The sequence below is a fragment of the Dysgonomonas termitidis genome, assembly GCF_054657735.1.
On sequence record NZ_BAAHYD010000002.1, the window covers coordinates 2631659 to 2649630 of the forward strand.

A 17972-nucleotide genomic window follows, 5' to 3' on the forward strand; every position below is an offset into this window, starting at 1 on the left:
GATTGTAATATAATACATTAACCATTAAGAGCAATCTTTGCGTCTTCTTTTTCTTTCTTCCTTCCCCTGTCTGTCGAAATATACAAATACATGGCAGGCACTATAAATATCGTCAGCAACGTAGATACCATCATCCCTCCGATAACAGCCACACCCATTGCCATACGTCCGTTTGCACCTTCAGCACTTGCAAATACAAGAGGCAGCAGCCCCAGCACGGTACAAAAACTGGTCATAAGGATTGGACGCAGACGCTGCACGGATGCTCCCTGTATAGCTTCCAGTTTACTCATTCCGGCTTCCTGCCGCTGGTTAGCAAATTCAACGATAAGGATACCATTTTTGGCTACCAGACCAATGAGCATGATAATACCAATCTGGCTGAAAATATTCATTGATATATCTTTTATGTACATAAACAGCAACGCCCCTGCAATAGCCAGCGGAACCGTAAGCATGATAACGAACGGATCTTTGAAACTTTCGAACTGCGCGGCCAGAATAAGGAATATGAGCAATATAGCCAGTACAAATGCAAACATCAGGCTGGATGAACTTTCCCTGAAATCTTTCGAATCTCCGGCCAATGCCGTACGGAAAGTATCATCGAGAGTTTCTTTGGCTATGCGATCCATTTCGTTGAGTCCCGCGCCTATAGTCACACCCGGAGAGAGTCCGGCGGATATTGTAGCCGAGTTGAAGCGATTGTAACGATAAAGTTGCGGAGGAGCCACGCTTTCTTCCAATTTTACCAGATTACCTAACTGAATCATACTACCCGTAAGATTTTTGAGATATATCGATTTCAAATCGACCGGTGTATTCCGTTGCTGACGGTTTATCTCACCTAGTATCTGGTATTGTTTTCCGTTCATGTAGAAATAGCCCATACGCTGTCCGCTGAGCGCATACTGGAGCGTTTGTCCGATATCTCTCGTGCTGACACCCAATACGGCCGCCTTGTTGCGGTCGATGATTATCCGCGTTTCGGGTTTGGTGAATTTGAGGTTTACATCGGCCATTTGGAATAAAGGACTTTCCTGCACTTTCTGCATAAATGCAGGGATAAACTCTTCCAGTTTGGCAATATTAGGAGCCTGCAGTACATATTGTATAGGCATACTGGAACGCCGGCCTCCGAATGTAGATTGCTGCTGGACAAAGGTACGGGCACCCGTTTCCTTTCTTACGGCTTTGGATAGTTCGTCGGCTATTTCCATCTGGCTCCTGTCCCTGTCTTTAATACCGGACAGGTTGAGGTTGACGTTACCTCCCCCGGTCCATACACGCATCGTATTTATCAGTCTTTCGGGCGCTACGGAATCAGCTATAGTCGCTATTTTTTCCGTATAATTTCTCATATATTCATAAGTAGAGCCTTCCGGACCGCTGGTTCTTATTGTTATTTGTGAACGGTCTTCCAACGGAGCCATTTCGGATGGAATAACCTTCATCAAATATACGATTGACACTAATGTAATGATAATAATAGGCCATATGATAATCTTGATGCTCAGAAACTTATGCAGGGCATTATGGTATCCGTTCATCAATCCGTTGAAAAACGGCTCAGTCTTTCTATAAAACCAATTGGGCTTGTCTTCTTTCTTCAACAATTTGGTGGAGAGCATCGGGGTAAATGTCAGAGCCACAAATGCAGAAATGAGCACGGCTCCGGCGATGACGAAGCTGAACTCGCGGAAAAGCCGCCCTGTCATTCCTTCCAGGAATACGATAGGAAAAAATACGGCTACAACACTAATAGTTGTAGATATCACGGCAAAGAATATTTCCTTCGAGCCCTCTATCCCGGCCTCTTTAGGGGACATTCCTTCTTCTATTTTCAGATATATGTTCTCCGTGACCACAATGGCATCGTCGACCACCAGCCCCACGGCAAGCACTACGGCAAGCATGGATAGTACATTGATGGAGAATCCGGCCACATACATGACGAAAAATGCACCTACCAGCGATACGGGTATCACCACGCATGGCACGAGGGTCACGCGCCAGTCGCGCAGAAAGAGAAAGATAATGATAACAACAAGGGCAAAGGCAATATACACGGTTTCTTCCACTTCGGCTATCGACGCGCGTATAAATTTAGTATTATCAAAAGCCACATCGATGAATACATCTTCAGGCAGGTCTTTTTTCAGTTGTTCGAGACGTACCATTGCTTCGTCCGATATTTCTATCTGATTTGCACCCGGCTGAGGTATGATAACGGTACTTACAGCCGGTACCCCGTTGCGGCGCATGAGGCTGCGCTGATCTTCCGTTCCCAGTTCGGCGGTACCCACATCCTTGAAGCGCACCACATTAAAATTATCTTCCTTGATAATCATATTGTTAAACTCTTCCGGAGTCTGCATCAGACCTAGTGTACGGATAGTAAGTTCCAGGGCATCGCCTTCTATACTTCCCGAAGGTAATTCTACGTTCTCGCGGTCGACGGCATTTTTCACATCCATAGGAGTAATACCGTACGAAGCCATTTTTACAGGATCTAGCCAAAGGCGCATCGAGTAACGGTTTTGTCCCCATATTTCCACCGCGCTCACGTTTGGTATTGTCTGCAAACGTTCTTTTACTGTAAGTTCGGCTATTTCGCTGAGCTCCAATAACGAACGCTTTTCACTCTGAATACTGATCTGGATAATCGGGTTTGCATCGGCATCTGCTTTCGATACGGTAGGCGGATCGCAATCGCGGGGCAGATAACGCTGTGCTCGTGATACTTTGTCACGCACATCATTAGCTGCCGTCTCCAAATCTACTGTAAGTTCGAACTCCACCGTAATACGGCACGAGCCCTGGCTACTGCTACTGGTCAGCGACCTGATGCCCGGAATACCGTTAATATTCTGTTCCAGAGGTTCGGTTATCTGATTCTCTATAATTTCGGCATTCGCACCGGGATAGGTGACGTTTACCGAGATAATGGGGTTGTCTATATTGGGATATTCACGTACGCCCAGATATGTATACCCAATCATACCCAACAGGAATATGACCAGTACGAATACTGTTGCCAGTACGGGGCGTTTGATACTTACTTCGGATATTGTCATATTTTAAATTCAATTAGCAAATTAGCAAATTAGCAGATTAGCAGATTATATATTCCTGTACCTGTCGCTTCGCGCCATTTACAGATCGGCTAATTCTCAAATTTACCAATCAATTATTGTCTACAAAATTATCTATTGTCACGGGTAACCCGTCACGCAATTGCATCACTCCCGTAACAAGCAAAGTATCACCTATGCTCAGTCCATTGAGTACCTGTACCGAAGCGGCCGTACGCATTCCTTTTTTCAATGTCACCTGATGAGCTTTTCCATCTTTGTACACATAGGCTATGTCACGCCCCATCTCCGCTATAGTAGACAAACTGGGCACAACAATAGTATTCTTTATTTCCTGCAATCTTATCTCCACGTTTGTAGATAAACCCGGTTTGAGGCGTCCGCCGACATTGGGATATAAAGCACGGGCTTTTAGAGTCAGTGTGACTTTGTCAAGATTCGATTCCACGGCATACACGGTGGCTCCGTATGTACTCAGGTCGTTGTCGAATGTAAAAGTGATAGGCGTCCCGGCCTTTATATTGTTTACATAGGCTTCACCCACCGAAAACTCGACTTTCAGCGGTGATATTTTAGTCAGCCGCGTTACAATCGTCGACGGGGAAGCGTATGTGCCTTCACTTACCAAACGCAGGCCCACAATACCATCGAATGGAGCACGCAGCTCGGTTTGCGCAATTCGCGATTCGGTAAGTTCGATGTCAGCCATAAGTTTATCCAGTTCCGTATTTACGGACTCATACGCTTCCTGGCTCACAGCATCCTTAGCCAGCAGCGCTTTTTGACGAAATACACGGTCTTGCGCCAGAGGTATCTGCGCTTTCAGTTTTTTTAGTTCAGCCTGTAATGGCTTGTCGTTTACTTTGGCCAGCAATTGCCCTTTCCGCACATTGGAACCTTCGTTGAAATGTATTTCCGTGATTTTCCCGGAAGTCTCAAACGACAGGTCCACCTCTTCGTCGGGTATCAGTAAGCCTTTTTCACGAATCGTTTCGGTCAGGTTATCCGGCTTTAGTATCATGGCGTTTACATTCAATGTATTCCGCACACGGTTGCCACCCGGACCACTGTCTTTTATTGTAGTGTTTTGTTCTTCTTCAGGCGATACGATCCTCTTTATCTGAGGATAAAATGCCATTCCGGCAATAAGCAGCACAATTATAACGATAAGTGCTATTTTCGTCTTTTTGTTCATAGTAAATATTCAATTTCATTAGTCGTTTTTCGTGACCCGGCATAATCAAAATAAATTTTGCTCTGCTCTCGCTACTTAAAACGTTCAATTTCACTAGTCGTTCTTCGTGACTCGGCATATCAAAATGAATTTCGTTTCTACCCATGGCTCAACGAAAACGGTCTCTATTTAGGGCCTCAAAAATATACTCTCGGAAAATGTGACGGCAAGTAAATAAAAAGGTTTAATGCCGGAGTGCAATTTTAGTGTTTCTTCACATTGGTAAACAAAAATTACGCAAAGGATTTTGTCTGAAAATATAAAAGCTCAATGACATTTGTTCATTAAGCTTTTATTGTGTGATTGTTTGCTGCATTTCATATTTAAAGTGATACGGCTATCTTTTCCAGAATATCACCTGCTCCAGCTATTTTATTCCCATTTTCGGAGAATATACCTATTATATATTGCCCTTTCCAGATAGCTGGGATATCTCCATTATAGCGGTCTTTTATCATTAGATTCCCCTCTGTGAAGTCTAGAGGTTGTTTAGTAAAAGTGAAATACTTTTCCAGTACCGCCTTTGCCCCGTCGGCCGATTTAGCGTCGACAATGAATGCCTGAAACGTCATGTTATCCTTCTCATACTTGGCTGTATAAACCATATTGAGAAAATTATGACCTATATAATTGGCAGTAACGTATGTTTCGGAATGAGGGAGCATATCCTCTCCGGGAAAAGCTTTAACGACCGGGGGATAATCTGCATTTGCATCGATACTTCCGGCTAAACGCGTTGCTATTGCTCTCATCGTTTCCGATACGTTTTCCTCTGCGCTGCTCCACATTTTCACATATACATTGCCTGCAAAAAAGAAAATACCGGAATCGTCCCCCTGAGCTTCACCCCCGACAGGAAAAAACTTCAGTTCGGACGAACGCTCCGATGCATACATTCCGAATGCATCTTCCGGGCTCGCATGGCGGTATGCCTGTATAGAGATATAGTCGTCGCCCCGGGTGTATTCCATCTGGGTCATTTCCCTGAAATTATTCTCTAAATATAAAGGTGCCGCACCGTTGATACGGTCGAACAGGTTCTCGGGGCTGAATACTTCAACCTTATCCGAAACCGTCCAGCCACTGATTGCAGGCAGCCACGATTTCAACTCGGCAGGTGTTTGCGCCGACACCGACAGGGAGTATATTACGCAGAAGAAGAAAATAACAGTGCATTTAAAGGGTTTCATATATATCTGATATAATTAAGTTAAGAACTCGGTGGGTACATGCATCACAGGAGTGATCGCTGCTATCTTTTGCGCTACATTGAACCCCGATGGGCAGTCCACGGCACATGAGTTACAACCTGAGCAGGTATTTTCCGCCAGATTTAGCTCTGTAAGCGTCTCTTTCGACAATTGCGAATATTTATATCCGTAAGTGTACATATACGCGCGCATAATATCGGGGATAGGAAGATGTTCGGTGCATTGGGCCACACATTTATTACATTGCTGGCAAAACATCATTTCCTTATCACATAAGGCCGCCAGATATTCTTGTTCACCTGATGTCAGTTGCGGACTTTGCGCTGCTGCCAGACACTCGTCAAATTCATCATAATTGGAAAATCCCGGGATTGCCGTTGTAATATGTTCATTCTGCCATGCCCACTTCAGGCATGCCTGCGCGTTTATTTTTTTCTTTCCCTCGGCATCTTCCACACCACCGGTCATCGTTTTCATGGCTACAATGCCAATACCGGCTTCGGCGGCACGTTTGACAGCGGCGTCCGTTTCTTTCAGATTATTCAGTTTGAAATTGTAGCTGATAAGTAATACATCATATATCCCGGCCTTTATGGCTGCATCTATTAGTTCCGGTTTATGAGCGTGCGTGGAAAAACCTATAAAACGGGCTTTGCCTTCTTCTTTTATTTTCCTGAGAGCTGCGATTATCCTTTCGTCCAAAACTTCTTCCACATTGCTGTAGGCATGGGCGTAAAAAATATCTACATACTCCATTTTGAGGCGCTTGAGGCTCAATTCTATTTTAGCATTGAGGTCTTGTTCAAAATCGGCTTTTAATGGATAGTCGATTTTAACTTTTGTACCCATAAAATAGCTTTCGCGCGGTTTCCCTTCAAAGAAGTTGCCAAGCATTTCTTCGTTCCGTCCGTTCTGATAACCGTGTGCGGTGTCGAAATGAAAAATCCCCGAATTATAGGCCGCTCTTACTACATTCGGATTATCGGCACGCATGACACCCATACTCAGAATCGGGAGTTTAATGCCTGTGCGGCCTAACGTGCGCACGGGTATCTCATCCATTTTAAGCTGTGTGGTCTTACTTAATGTAGACGCTGTAGCTCCGGGAACAATCAGGGCACCTGCACCCACGGTTGCCGAAAGCCGGAGGAAATCTCTTCTGTTAACACCTTTCTTTTCCATCTTTGTAGTCTAATATTTTAAGGTTTTGAATATATGTGCCGGAATGTACATCTTGTGATCAATCGGTTTTCACAAATATAACAATATTTTTTAAATCAAGATATTAGGGTGTAAAAAATATAGCAGTATATTTTCATTTTTACAAAAAAAAAAATGTGGGCGGTGTTAAGACGTAATAAAATTAGTTATTCATATGTCAATATGTTTATATAAATGACCGATATTCAAGATAGATTTATATTTTTGTAAAACAATTCTAAATTGCCTAATTTAACGATAAATATACCCTATGAAGAAAAACATCTTTAAACTGAAAACAAAGCAATTAAAAGAAATTGCGCAATCACTCCAAACCAAAGTAGAAAACGGCCTTGTAAAAGACAATACCGAAATTCAGTGTATTCCTACTTATATCAATCCCAAAACATCGGGAATAGAAGGATCGGCACTGGTACTCGATTTGGGAGGAACGAATTACCGTGTTGCCACAATTGATTTTGTCGACGGAAAAGCGTCTATACATCCCGAAAATGGATGGAAGAAAGACCTGTCGGTAATGAAAACACCGGGCTTTACCGAAGCTGACCTGTTCAAAGAGCAGGCTGACCCGATCGGCGAGATAAAAATGGAAGGAAAGATGCCAATCGGTTACTGCTTTTCTTATCCGGCAGAATCCATGCTCAATGGCGATGCATCCCTCATACGCTGGACAAAAGGCGTAGATATCAAAGAAATGCTGGGAAAACCTGTTGGCCAGCCACTGCGTGATTATCTGAATAAGGAAAACGGAGGCAAGTTTACAGAAGTAAAAGTCATAAATGATACCGTAGCAAGTCTTTTTGCCGGTCTGACCGATAGCAGTTACGATGCTTATATCGGATTGATAGTAGGTACAGGAACAAATATGGCTACATTTATCCGCCCTGATAAAATAAAAAAACTGAATCCCGACTATAAAGGCGAAGGCCTGATCCCCGTAAACCTGGAATCAGGTAACTTCTATCCGCCGCATTTAACCGTTATAGATGATAAGGTAGACGCCTGTTCGGACAGCAAAGGGGCGCAACGGTTCGAAAAAGCCGTTTCGGGTATGTATCTGGGTGAAATTCTGAAATCGGTTTTCCCTTGTGATGAATTTGAAGAAAGATTCGACGCACAAAAGCTGACCAATATCATGAATTACCCTGATATCCACAAAAAAAGATATGTAGATGTATCGCGCTGGATATATAAACGTTCGGCTCAACTGGTAGCCGCATCGCTTGCCGGATTGGTGATGGTACTTGTATCACATGACAAATCGATAAAGAAAATCCATCTGGTAGCTGAAGGAAGCCTTTTCTGGAGCGAAGACCGCAAAGGAAAAAACTACAAAGACCTGGTGTCGGAAGAACTTCGCAAGCTGTTGATCGAATTTAATCTCAGCGATGTACATGTTCATATCAGTAAGATGAAGAATGCCAACCTTATAGGGTCGGCTATCGCTGCTTTGTCCTGATTCGATTAAAGATACGGATATATTACAGGATGCTGATATGATGTCAGCATCCTGTTTTTTATTTATTATAAATCTTATTTTCAATTAAATACTCATATTCCCCAACCGGCAGAAAACTGCGGATATCCCTATCCTCCTTTATCGCATTTCTTATAAAAGTAGAAGATATTTCGATCAGCGGAGCATTTACTTTCCGTACATTTTCAGGTAAATCAGAACCTGTCTTGCTGTCTTTTCTTGGATAGACGAGTATAGACACTTCGTTCCTTATATCTTCACTTCGGTACCAATAATGAAAGTTCGCCCAATTATCTTCACCCAATAATAAAACAAATTCACGTTCGGGATACTGTTCTTTCAGCGCAATTATCGTATTTATCGTATAATAAGGCGGAGACAGACGAAACTCTATATCACAGGGCGATATCCGGGGATACGGGTTACAAAAACGGCTCAATATACCGGATCGCACTGTTGCATCGGCCATATCATCCCCTTTATCTGAAGGACAGCGAGGGGTGACTATCAGCCACACTTCTTCCAGATTTTCGAAGGCATACATATAATTGGCTATCATAATATGCCCCATGTGTAAGGGGTTGAATGAGCCGCACATAATGCCTGTCAGTATTTTTTCAGCCGTTTCTTCCTGCATGAATGTAGATATTGATACAAACGCAACAGGAACAAATGTATGAATCTTATAATGAAAAAGAAAAAATCAGATCGGTTTTATGCATCATCTTTTTCAAATTCAAAATCATCGGAACATAATTCTTCCAGGGCTATAGCCAGTTTTACATACGGGCTGTCCGTATTTTCGGAAGGTTTTGTTTTCTGGTTTTTCTTTTTTCCTGTTTTATTGTCGTCCATTTTGTCTTTATAACCTCTCATCTTCGTATCGTTTCAAATGTTAAATCACCTATTTATTTAGACGGATGAAACGGAAAAATATTTTAAGTATTCTGCGTTTATTTTTATGAATAATGCAAATTTCCTAAAATAAATAGATAATGACTTTGCGGCAACAACAAATATTTTGCCCGCCATATCTTCCTGTCACTAATTGTTTGTTTCTTTTTCCTACCTTTGCAGCTCTAAAAAAATAAAAAGGTAAATTTAGATGTTAATTGTAGACAGTTTAAAGGTAGAATTAGGCGACAGGATATTGTTCGATAATATCAGCTATATAATAAACGATAAGGATAAAATCGCTTTGGTCGGTAAAAACGGGGCAGGAAAAAGTACCATGCTCAAGATACTGGCCGGGGTGAATACTCACTATAAAGGCTCGGTAACAGGGCCCGACGGTGTAACTGTCGGCTATTTACCTCAGGTAATGAAGATCACCGATGAACGTACGGTAAGAGAAGAAGCCTCCCTGGCATTCTCTCATATATTCGATTTACAGGCCGACATAGAAGATATGAACAGGCAACTGGAAACCCGTACCGATTACGAATCAGATGATTATGCCAAACTGATAGACGACTTTAGCCATGCGCACGAACGCCTGGCAATGGTGGAAGGCATCAGCTTCGAAGGAGAAGTGGAAAAAGCATTGCTTGGATTAGGCTTTAAGCGTAGCGATCTGGACAGGCTGACCAGTGAATTCAGCGGAGGATGGCGTATGCGCATCGAGCTGGCCAAGCTTCTGTTGAGAAATCCCGATGTTATGCTGCTCGATGAGCCGACCAACCATCTCGATATAGAATCTATCGGCTGGCTCGAAGACTTCATCAATACACAAGCCAAAGCGGTGGTACTGATTTCGCACGACAGGGCATTTATAGATGCCGTTACCACCCGTACCATCGAGCTTACGATGGGGCGTATTTACGACTATAAAGTCAATTACTCCAAATATGTGGAACTTCGTCAGGAACGCCGCCAGCAACAAATACATGCATGGGAAGCCCAGCAAAAACAGATTGCAGAAATAGAGGAATTTATCGAGCGCTTCCGTGCGCAGGCAGCTAAAGCCGTTTTGGTTCAGAGCCGTATCCGCCAGTTGGAAAAGATGGAGCGCGTGGAAATAGACGAAGAAGATAAATCACAGATACGCATTCGTTTCCAGCCTGCTACCCGTTCGGGAAACTATCCGCTGACAGTGGATATGGTAACAAAGAAATATGATGATTACCTTGTGTTCGAAAATGCCAACCTGATGATTGAACGAGGCGAAAAGATAGCTCTGGCGGGAAAAAACGGCGAAGGTAAATCGACATTCGTAAAATGCGTGATGGGTGAAACTCCCTATGAAGGGAATATTATGCCGGGTCACAATGTGGAAGTCGGATACTTCGCCCAGAATCAGGCCGATCTGCTAGATGAAGACCTCACTGTTTTTGAAACTATCGACCGTGTTGCCGAAGGGGATATACGCACACAGATACGCAATATATTAGGCGCATTTATGTTCAACCGAGACGATTCCGAAAAAAAGGTCAAAGTGCTTTCGGGGGGTGAACGCACACGTCTGGCAATGATAAAACTATTGCTTGAGCCTGTCAACCTGCTTATTCTCGATGAGCCAACCAATCATCTCGACCTGAAAACAAAAGAGGTTTTGAAAAATGCCTTGTTAGATTATGACGGTACAGTTATATTAGTTTCCCACGACCGTGATTTTCTTGACGGCCTAGTAACCAAAGTATTTGAATTTTCTGATAAGAAAGTAAGGGAGCACATCGGAGGTATAAGGGATTTCCTGGCAAAGAAAAAGAATTTAACATTTTAATCTGTTATTTTTCCAGCTATTTTATTTATTTTTACCGAAGGCCATTTTTTATTTAATTGCTAAAACAGAACCTAACATGAAAAAAAACTTATTTTATTTACTGACTGTACTATTCATTCTGTCTTCTTGCGGTCCTGATGCTGTAAAGTTCAATGACGCCATTGCCAAAGCAAATGCGGCAATCACGGAGATGAGTGTTTCTTATGACGGAGACCTGACCAATGCAGTTAACAATGAGGACTTTGCCTCCATTGCAGCCAAGACCGACAGCGCCCTGGCCAAGATAGACGCAGAGATAACAATTGTAAAAGCGCTGGATGTTCCTAAAGGCGGTGACAAGTTTAAAGAAGCTGCACTCAAAACATATGAAAGCCTCAGAGGGGTTGTAGAAGCCGGAAAAGGTTTTGCAGCTTTAACTAAGGAATCTGCAATCGAAGATATGGATAAATTGCAGGAAACATATCAGGCAAAAGTGGATGAGTATTCAAAATCATTCGAGGATTTAGCTACAGCCCAGATGGAATATGCCTCTGAAGCAGGTTATCAGGTAAAAAAGTAAGTTTCCGTAATACTTAGTAAAAGCCAACGAGTTATCGTTCATAACTCATAGTTCATATATACTTCCGAAAGTAATAAAAAAGGATGCCCTTTCAAGGGCATCCTTTTTTATTACCGGAATACGGTTAACACTTATTCTTGATAATCATTACTTCGATGATAGAAATAGCTGTTTTCTCGTCTACTGCTAATGCTTCGGCAAGTTGATTAATAATATCCTTTTCATCATCTTCGAGTACCCCGTCGGCAAGAGCGATATCTACCGCACAAGCGAATGCGGTCATTTTCAGATCATCTCCTAACCCGTCTTTGGCTGCTTCGACCAAAGCACCGGGACCTTCTTTTTTCAGTTTGGAAAACAATTTATCGAATAATTTGTCAAACGCAGGACCCGAAAAATTGTCATAGATACGAAGACGTCTGATGTAAGTTACGATGCTGTTCCATTCTTGTGTAGATACTGAACCGTCTGCGCCTGCTACTGCTAATGCCACTGCTGCGAAAGACTCTTGTTGTGTAAATTTCTCATCCCCGCTTGGTGCTGATTTAAACACCTTGTCAAATAAACCCATAGTTTTTAATTTAGTTTGTTAATAAAGTTTTATATCAGTAATAAATTACTGATGAACAAATATAATCCATTTTATGAAGAATGCAATATTCCTTTCTGATATTTAGGCAAATTTTCAGTTAATATAATAACAATACCCTGATATATAATGACGTAATATTGGCAAGGCTTTTTTTAGGTTCATTCTTACATTTATTTTATAACTTTGCCCTGATTTTTATTAATTAATTCAAGTTGCTATTTATAGAATTATCCAATAAAAAAGGTCAATCCCTTAACTTTGCGGTGCTAACACACAAAAAAGGACTGACCATGGTTACAAAAACCATTGCAATATACGTATTTTTTGATGATATATTGAAATCGATGAACCACAAAGAGCCTGAGAGCCGTAAGACCAGTGATGCGGAAATCATTACGGTAGTTCTGATTGCCGCCCAGTATTTTGCAGGCAATATAGAGAAATCCATCTGTTTTGTCCGTTCTACCGGATTGATGCCTCGTATGCTTGGCAAAAGCCGCTTCAACCGCAGGTTGCACAATATAGGAGAATTTCTTAGCCAACTCTTTTTCTATACAGGCCAGGCAATAAAGGGTATGAGCCTTGAGACAACTTATAGCATCGATAGCTTTCCTGTAGAGGTCTGCCATAATATACGCATAAGTAGATCCAGGATTGTCAAAGGGGAACAATACCGAGGTAAATGTGCTTCCAAACGTGTTTATTTTTATGGTTTTAAAGTTCATATGATAGTTACTTCGGATGGTATTCCCGTAGAATTTACCTTTACAGCAGGCGGAATCCATGATATTGACGGTATAAAACAATTGCCGGTCAACCTGCCTGATGGAAGTCAACTTCTGGCTGATTCCGCTTACACTGATTATTTGCTTGAAGACATGCTGGCCGATAATAATATTTATCTGAAAGCTGCCAGGAAAAGTAATTCCACAAAGCCGCATAATCCGTGTATGGAATATCTGATATCTATTCACAGAAAGCGGATTGAAACAGCTTTTAGTGATATTACCAAGTATTTGCCTAAGAAAATTCATGCCGTCACTCAAAAGGGGTTCTTGATTAAACTTATTGCTTTCATTTGGGGATATACTTTTGATAAAATTTACAATCTATAAATAGCAACTTAAATTAATTAAAAAAGAAAAGATATGTCTACATACACCGAGGATAACCGCAAGGTTACAACACGCCGCCTGATAGAAATGAAGCAACGCGGCGAAAAGATCTCAATGCTTACAGCATATGATTATTCTATGGCATCTATTCTGGATCAGGCCGGGCTGGATGTTATTCTTGTCGGCGACTCAGCATCCAATGTCATGGTGGGGAACATTACCACTTTACCTATGACTCTCGATCAGATGATATATCATGGACGTTCGGTGATGAATGGGGCAAAACGCGCTTTGGTTATCGTAGATATGCCTTTCGGTACAGTATCGGGTAATCCGCTTAAATCGCTGGAATACGCTATCCGTATGATGAAAGAGACAGGTGCAGATGCTTTAAAAATAGAAGGCGGGGAAGAAGTTATTCCCGATATAAAGAAAATTATAGACGCGGGTATTCCTGTAATGGGACATCTCGGCCTGATGCCACAGTCTATTAATAAATACGGCACATATAATGTGCGCGCAAAAGACGGTGCTGAAGCAGACAAACTGATAAAAGATGCTCTACTACTTCAGGAAGTAGGCTGTTTCGGCATGGTATTGGAGAAGATACCGGCCGAATTGACAAAGACCGTAAGCTCGCAACTAACAATACCAACTATCGGTATTGGCGCCGGTCCGCATGCAGATGGTCAAGTGCTTGTCGTACACGATATGCTCGGTATCAATAAAAATTTCTCACCCAAATTCTTACGCCGTTATGCCGACCTGCATACAGTAATGACTGAGGCCGTGCAGGGATATATCAAGGATGTGAAGTCTTCGGATTTCCCGAATGATAACGAAAGCTATTAAACTTTATCTATATAGTAGCCGGTAGCCTTTAGCTATTAGCTGATACTTCTTTCAAGTATTGAGCTAAAATAACAAGAGAAGCTGACAAATAAAAATATCGAAAAAAAGTGTCAAGTTTGTCAAGTTTTAACAAGTAATGAGTTTCAGATAATGGGTAGTAAGTTGAAAGTTATTTAAGATACGAGTTGTTAACTGCTGACTGTTTACTGTTAACTGATAAGGTGTTTCGCCCCACTCAGTAAGGGGTATTTCAACGATTTATTTGCTAATATACGAATCTTCAAATTTGCCAATTAATAATTTATATGAAAGTCTGTATAGCCGAAAAACCAAGCGTGGCACGCGAAATAGCCGGAATACTGGGGGCAAATGCCCGTAGGGACGGATATTTTGAGGGCAACGGCTATCAGGTGACATGGACGTTCGGGCATTTCTGTACGCTCAAAGAACCGCACGAATATGCACCCCAATGGAAACAGTGGTCACTGGACTTGTTGCCGATGATTCCTCCCCGTTTTGGTATCAGGCTTATTGAGAACGAAGGAGTGAAAAAGCAGTTCGCAGTAATAGAGAAACTGATGTCTGAAGCAGATGAAGTAATCAACTGCGGTGATGCCGGACAAGAAGGAGAACTTATCCAGCGATGGGTGATGCAGAAAGCGCAGAATAAGGCTCCGGTAAAGCGTTTGTGGATATCTTCACTGACAGAAGACTCTATCCGCGAAGGGTTCAATAATCTAAAAGATCAGGCCGCATTCGATAAGCTTTATGAAGCCGGATTATCCCGGGCTATCGGTGACTGGCTGCTGGGAATGAATGCAACACGGCTATATACGGTCAAATACGGTCAAAACCGTTCCGTACTGTCCATCGGGCGGGTACAGACACCAACCTTAGCCTTGATTGTAAACCGTCAGCTTGAAATAGAGAATTTCAAACCTGAACCGTATTGGGAACTGAAAACAGTTTACAGGGAGACGACATTTTCGGCGACTAAAGGTCGTTTTACTTCGAAGGAAGAAGGAGAAAAGTTCCTTGAAGAAATAAAGCTGTCTGAATTTGAAGTAACGGACGTCAGCACAAAAAACGGTGAAGAGCTGGCCCCCCGCCTGTTCGACCTCACAGCTTTGCAGGTGGAATGTAATAAGAAATTTGCCTTTTCAGCCGAAGACACATTGAAAACCATACAATCCCTGTACGAAAAGAAACTAACCACCTATCCCCGCGTAGATACTACTTATCTGAGCGACGATATGTATCCGAAAGTACCCGCTATATTGAGAGGCCTGGCAGGGTATGAAGAATTGGTCAAGCCTGTATTGGCATTGCCTAAAATCCCAAAGTCGAAGAAAGTATTCGATAACAGCAAGGTCACCGACCACCATGCCATCATCCCCACAGGGGTAAGGGCAAGCGCTATTTCAGCCGAAGAACGCAAAGTGTACGATCTCATTACCCGGCGTTTTATCGCTACATTCTACCCGAATTGCAAGATTTCAACCACTACCGTATTGGGTGAAGCTGCCAAAGTGGAATTTAAGGTGACAGGTAAGCAAATACTCGAACCCGGATGGCGTGTGGTATTCGAAAGACCGGCCAATAACCCGAATAGCCCTAACCAGGAAGAAGAGGAAACAGACAAAGATGATGATAACATACTCCCTCCGTTCGTAAAAGGTGAAAAAGGCCCGCATGAGCCTGCACTGAATGAAAAATGGACGCAGCCTCCCAAGTATTATACTGAGGCCACCCTGCTGCGGGCGATGGAAACCGCGGGTAAACTGGTAGAAGACGATGAACTGCGTGATGCCCTGAAAGAGAACGGCATCGGACGCCCGTCGACCCGTGCAGCTATAATAGAAACATTGTTTAAACGCAACTATATCCGCAAGGAACGTAAAAACCTCTATGCTACACAGACAGGAGTGGAACTGATAGGTACGATTAAAGAGGAATTACTGAAATCGGCTGAACTTACCGGACTATGGGAAAAGAAACTCCGCCAGATAGAGAAGAGCGAATACGACCCGCGCCAGTTCATCGACGAACTGAAACAGATGCTTACCGAGATCGTAACCAATGTAAAAAGTGACTGGGGCAGCCGGATAACAATAGAAGCAGCCGTGAAAGAGGAAGCCGAGAAGCCAAAACAAAAAGCGCCAAAAGAGAAAAAGCCTGTACCGGAACGAAAACCGAGAGCAAAAAAGGATAAAACGGAGAAAGCCGCCCAGACAGAAGCCGCCCAGCAGCCTCTTGTGTGTCCCCTATGTAAAAAAGGGACGGTATTGAGAGGAAAAGCAGCCTACGGCTGTTCGGAATGGAAAGCCGGATGCACATTCAGGCTGACATTCGATGAAGCGGGCGAAAACCTGACTGACGAGGAACTAAGAAAAATTTTATATAAATGAAAAAGGTCTTGTGTGTGTTTTTGATGAGTATAGCGCTGTCTGTGCATGCACAGACAGATTGTAGTGCTGACGAATGGATAAAGGATTTTATATTGGAAGCGGAAACCGTTTCTCCGGAACCGGGTTTTCTTAATGATCTTGATTTCTCTCCCCTGTGGCTCGACAACCAGACATGCTATCTGGGATATATAGGGGATGATTTTCAACGCTTGCATATCTATTTCACAGAGATAGAGCGTACCTCGGCAAATACCTACCATGTAAAAGGCAGTTCGAAAGTAAAAACCAATATTTGCGATTTCGAAGGTACTATTAAAATTACAGGTGTCAGAGAATACAGTAATATAGATGCGGATGCGGGCGAAGAAGAGGAAACACAACCTGTCAGTGAGGGTTATATTATGGCTGATTTTTCTTTCAGCGAAAATAAGGAACAAAAATACAGTGGTATATTTTCGGGTAAACTGGTTACATACTGGTATATAGATGAAGACGGAAATCTTTTGTACGACGATCTGATGTCCGATGCCGACGGCTATTGCAATAACCAGTTCCTCGGCACATGGACAAGTTATAATCCTGCGACAAAATCGTCGAAACGTTGTGCATGGGGACATTACAGAATCCCTTGTTCAAATGATCTGGATATCGGCGCTGCTGAATTTTCGGTTGATCCCAAGTATGTTAAGAACGGATGGGAAGCAGTTGTGGAATACGATTATTGTACAGAGTAGAATATCGACCGGACAATAATCTTTCGACATATTTTCGATTATATAGAGTTTGTCCTGTCCTCCGAAATGGGAAGCTAAAATATAAAAAAAGCCTGCAAAATTATGCAGGCCTATAATCAAAGTAGAAATAACATCATTCCCTGTCCTGATATTTATAATCAGCTAATAATTCCTGAAGACGTTTTCTGGCGAAGAAAATACGGCTCTTCACAGTACCTATAGGCAAACTTAATTGCTGAGCGATTTCTTCATATTTAAATCCTGTAACATGCATTGAGAATGGAACTTTATATTCATCCGAAAAACTATTTATTACTCTGGATATTTCAGATACGGTATATGCACCTTCCGGTGTATCGAATCCCGAATCCTGAGGCATGTTCAGATGATATAAATTCTCCGTTTGATCGATCATTGTCTGGCTGCGAACCACACGGCGATAGTTATTTACAAATATATTATGCATTATAGTAAATACCCAGCCTTTGAAATTAACATTTTCGTAATACTTTTCCCTGTTATCCAAAGCCCTCAATGTTGTTTCCTGTAACAAATCTTTTGCTTCTTCTCTGTTCGATGTAAGGGTGAGTGCGAAATTCATCATATTGTTTTGTAAGTCTATTAACTTATCTTCAAAACCTTTATTGTTTTTATCTAGTGTTGCCATCGTTTATTAAGTATTTAGTTGGCGAAATATAGTTTAACTCATTCTATAGTTGCAGCAGGTATTTAAATTTTCCTGTCGTTGAAAC

Annotated in this window: 15 protein-coding genes; 7 read left to right on the forward strand and 8 right to left on the reverse strand. The window is 42.3% G+C overall.

Annotated features, from left to right (window positions below; all coding sequences use genetic code 11):
- Positions 1 to 17: 17 nt before the first annotated feature.
- The 4 genes from ACYQ3L_RS15085 to ACYQ3L_RS15100 form a co-directional block, all read right to left on the reverse strand.
- Positions 18 to 3077 carry an efflux RND transporter permease subunit gene (locus tag ACYQ3L_RS15085; RefSeq protein ID WP_380000970.1) on the reverse strand — a complete coding sequence of 1020 codons (3060 nt, stop codon included), beginning with the start codon at positions 3075 to 3077 and terminating at the stop codon, positions 18 to 20.
- Positions 3078 to 3186: 109 nt separating this feature from the next.
- Positions 3187 to 4290 carry an efflux RND transporter periplasmic adaptor subunit gene (locus ACYQ3L_RS15090; protein WP_380000968.1) on the reverse strand — a complete coding sequence of 368 codons (1104 nt, stop codon included), beginning with the start codon at positions 4288 to 4290 and terminating at the stop codon, positions 3187 to 3189.
- 362 nt (positions 4291 to 4652) lie between these two features.
- Positions 4653 to 5519 carry a DUF6599 family protein gene (locus tag ACYQ3L_RS15095; protein ID WP_380000966.1) on the reverse strand — a complete coding sequence of 289 codons (867 nt, stop codon included), beginning with the start codon at positions 5517 to 5519 and terminating at the stop codon, positions 4653 to 4655.
- 15 nt (positions 5520 to 5534) lie between these two features.
- Positions 5535 to 6722 (reverse strand): aldo/keto reductase, encoded by a 1188-nt coding sequence (locus ACYQ3L_RS15100; protein ID WP_380000964.1) that lies wholly within the window; start codon positions 6720 to 6722, stop codon positions 5535 to 5537.
- A 289-nt stretch (positions 6723 to 7011) separates the two neighbouring features.
- Here ACYQ3L_RS15100 and ACYQ3L_RS15105 point away from each other — a divergent pair, with 289 nt between their 5' ends.
- A complete protein-coding gene (locus tag ACYQ3L_RS15105; RefSeq protein WP_380000962.1) occupies positions 7012 to 8220 on the forward strand; it encodes a hexokinase family protein in 1209 nt (402 codons plus the stop codon).
- Positions 8221 to 8278: 58 nt separating this feature from the next.
- On the opposite strand, the gene nadD is transcribed toward ACYQ3L_RS15105, so the two are convergent.
- Positions 8279 to 8875, reverse strand: coding sequence for a nicotinate (nicotinamide) nucleotide adenylyltransferase (gene nadD / locus ACYQ3L_RS15110; RefSeq protein ID WP_380000960.1), 597 nt, complete (start codon positions 8873 to 8875; stop codon positions 8279 to 8281).
- A gap of 77 nt (positions 8876 to 8952) precedes the next feature.
- The gene (locus ACYQ3L_RS15115) at positions 8953 to 9114 is read right to left on the reverse strand and encodes a hypothetical protein (RefSeq protein ID WP_380000958.1); all 162 of its coding nucleotides are present in this window, start codon (positions 9112 to 9114) and stop codon (positions 8953 to 8955) included.
- A 229-nt stretch (positions 9115 to 9343) separates the two neighbouring features.
- Between ACYQ3L_RS15115 and ACYQ3L_RS15120 the strand changes: the two genes are divergently transcribed.
- Positions 9344 to 10960, forward strand: a complete 1617-nt coding sequence (locus ACYQ3L_RS15120) for an ABC-F family ATP-binding cassette domain-containing protein (protein ID WP_380000956.1) — start codon at positions 9344 to 9346, stop codon at positions 10958 to 10960.
- Positions 10961 to 11036: 76 nt separating this feature from the next.
- Positions 11037 to 11519, forward strand: a complete 483-nt coding sequence (locus ACYQ3L_RS15125) for a hypothetical protein (protein ID WP_380000954.1) — start codon at positions 11037 to 11039, stop codon at positions 11517 to 11519.
- Between the two features lie 124 nt (positions 11520 to 11643).
- Here ACYQ3L_RS15125 and ACYQ3L_RS15130 read toward each other — a convergent pair whose 3' ends face one another.
- On the reverse strand, positions 11644 to 12090 hold the full coding sequence (locus ACYQ3L_RS15130) for a tellurite resistance TerB family protein (RefSeq protein ID WP_380000952.1): 447 nt from the start codon (positions 12088 to 12090) through the stop codon (positions 11644 to 11646).
- 311 nt (positions 12091 to 12401) lie between these two features.
- Between ACYQ3L_RS15130 and ACYQ3L_RS15135 the strand changes: the two genes are divergently transcribed.
- From ACYQ3L_RS15135 to ACYQ3L_RS15150, 4 genes are all read left to right on the forward strand, one after another.
- A complete protein-coding gene (locus tag ACYQ3L_RS15135) occupies positions 12402 to 13226 on the forward strand; it encodes an IS982 family transposase (RefSeq protein WP_459952367.1) in 825 nt (274 codons plus the stop codon).
- A gap of 33 nt (positions 13227 to 13259) precedes the next feature.
- Positions 13260 to 14078, forward strand: coding sequence for a 3-methyl-2-oxobutanoate hydroxymethyltransferase (gene panB / locus ACYQ3L_RS15140; protein WP_380001587.1), 819 nt, complete (start codon positions 13260 to 13262; stop codon positions 14076 to 14078).
- Between the two features lie 305 nt (positions 14079 to 14383).
- Positions 14384 to 16486: a DNA topoisomerase 3 gene (locus ACYQ3L_RS15145; protein ID WP_380001585.1), complete on the forward strand. Its 2103-nt coding sequence runs from the start codon at positions 14384 to 14386 to the stop codon at positions 16484 to 16486.
- Entirely contained in the window at positions 16483 to 17220 is a 738-nt protein-coding gene (locus tag ACYQ3L_RS15150; protein WP_380001583.1) for a hypothetical protein, read from the forward strand. Before ACYQ3L_RS15145 ends, ACYQ3L_RS15150 begins: the two co-directional genes overlap by 4 nt.
- A 133-nt stretch (positions 17221 to 17353) precedes the next feature.
- On the opposite strand, the gene ACYQ3L_RS15155 is transcribed toward ACYQ3L_RS15150, so the two are convergent.
- Complete coding sequence (locus tag ACYQ3L_RS15155; RefSeq protein ID WP_380001581.1) at positions 17354 to 17887, reverse strand: RNA polymerase sigma factor; 534 nt, start codon at positions 17885 to 17887, stop codon at positions 17354 to 17356.
- Between the last annotated feature and the right edge of the window lie 85 nt (positions 17888 to 17972).

What these genes read in the sequence shown, in the direction of transcription:
- ACYQ3L_RS15135 (WP_459952367.1), top strand. Translation starts at nt 12,402, where the DNA reads ATGGTTACAAAAACCATTGCAATATACGTATTTTTTGATGATATATTG.
- ACYQ3L_RS15100 (WP_380000964.1), bottom strand. Translation starts at nt 6,722, where the DNA reads ATGGAAAAGAAAGGTGTTAACAGAAGAGATTTCCTCCGGCTTTCGGCA.
- ACYQ3L_RS15115 (WP_380000958.1), bottom strand. Translation starts at nt 9,114, where the DNA reads ATGAGAGGTTATAAAGACAAAATGGACGACAATAAAACAGGAAAAAAG.
- ACYQ3L_RS15155 (WP_380001581.1), bottom strand. Translation starts at nt 17,887, where the DNA reads ATGGCAACACTAGATAAAAACAATAAAGGTTTTGAAGATAAGTTAATA.
- nadD (WP_380000960.1), bottom strand. Translation starts at nt 8,875, where the DNA reads ATGCAGGAAGAAACGGCTGAAAAAATACTGACAGGCATTATGTGCGGC.
- ACYQ3L_RS15090 (WP_380000968.1), bottom strand. Translation starts at nt 4,290, where the DNA reads ATGAACAAAAAGACGAAAATAGCACTTATCGTTATAATTGTGCTGCTT.
- ACYQ3L_RS15125 (WP_380000954.1), top strand. Translation starts at nt 11,037, where the DNA reads ATGAAAAAAAACTTATTTTATTTACTGACTGTACTATTCATTCTGTCT.
- ACYQ3L_RS15130 (WP_380000952.1), bottom strand. Translation starts at nt 12,090, where the DNA reads ATGGGTTTATTTGACAAGGTGTTTAAATCAGCACCAAGCGGGGATGAG.
- ACYQ3L_RS15150 (WP_380001583.1), top strand. Translation starts at nt 16,483, where the DNA reads ATGAAAAAGGTCTTGTGTGTGTTTTTGATGAGTATAGCGCTGTCTGTG.
- ACYQ3L_RS15120 (WP_380000956.1), top strand. Translation starts at nt 9,344, where the DNA reads ATGTTAATTGTAGACAGTTTAAAGGTAGAATTAGGCGACAGGATATTG.
- ACYQ3L_RS15105 (WP_380000962.1), top strand. Translation starts at nt 7,012, where the DNA reads ATGAAGAAAAACATCTTTAAACTGAAAACAAAGCAATTAAAAGAAATT.
- panB (WP_380001587.1), top strand. Translation starts at nt 13,260, where the DNA reads ATGTCTACATACACCGAGGATAACCGCAAGGTTACAACACGCCGCCTG.
- ACYQ3L_RS15095 (WP_380000966.1), bottom strand. Translation starts at nt 5,519, where the DNA reads ATGAAACCCTTTAAATGCACTGTTATTTTCTTCTTCTGCGTAATATAC.
- ACYQ3L_RS15085 (WP_380000970.1), bottom strand. Translation starts at nt 3,077, where the DNA reads ATGACAATATCCGAAGTAAGTATCAAACGCCCCGTACTGGCAACAGTA.
- ACYQ3L_RS15145 (WP_380001585.1), top strand. Translation starts at nt 14,384, where the DNA reads ATGAAAGTCTGTATAGCCGAAAAACCAAGCGTGGCACGCGAAATAGCC.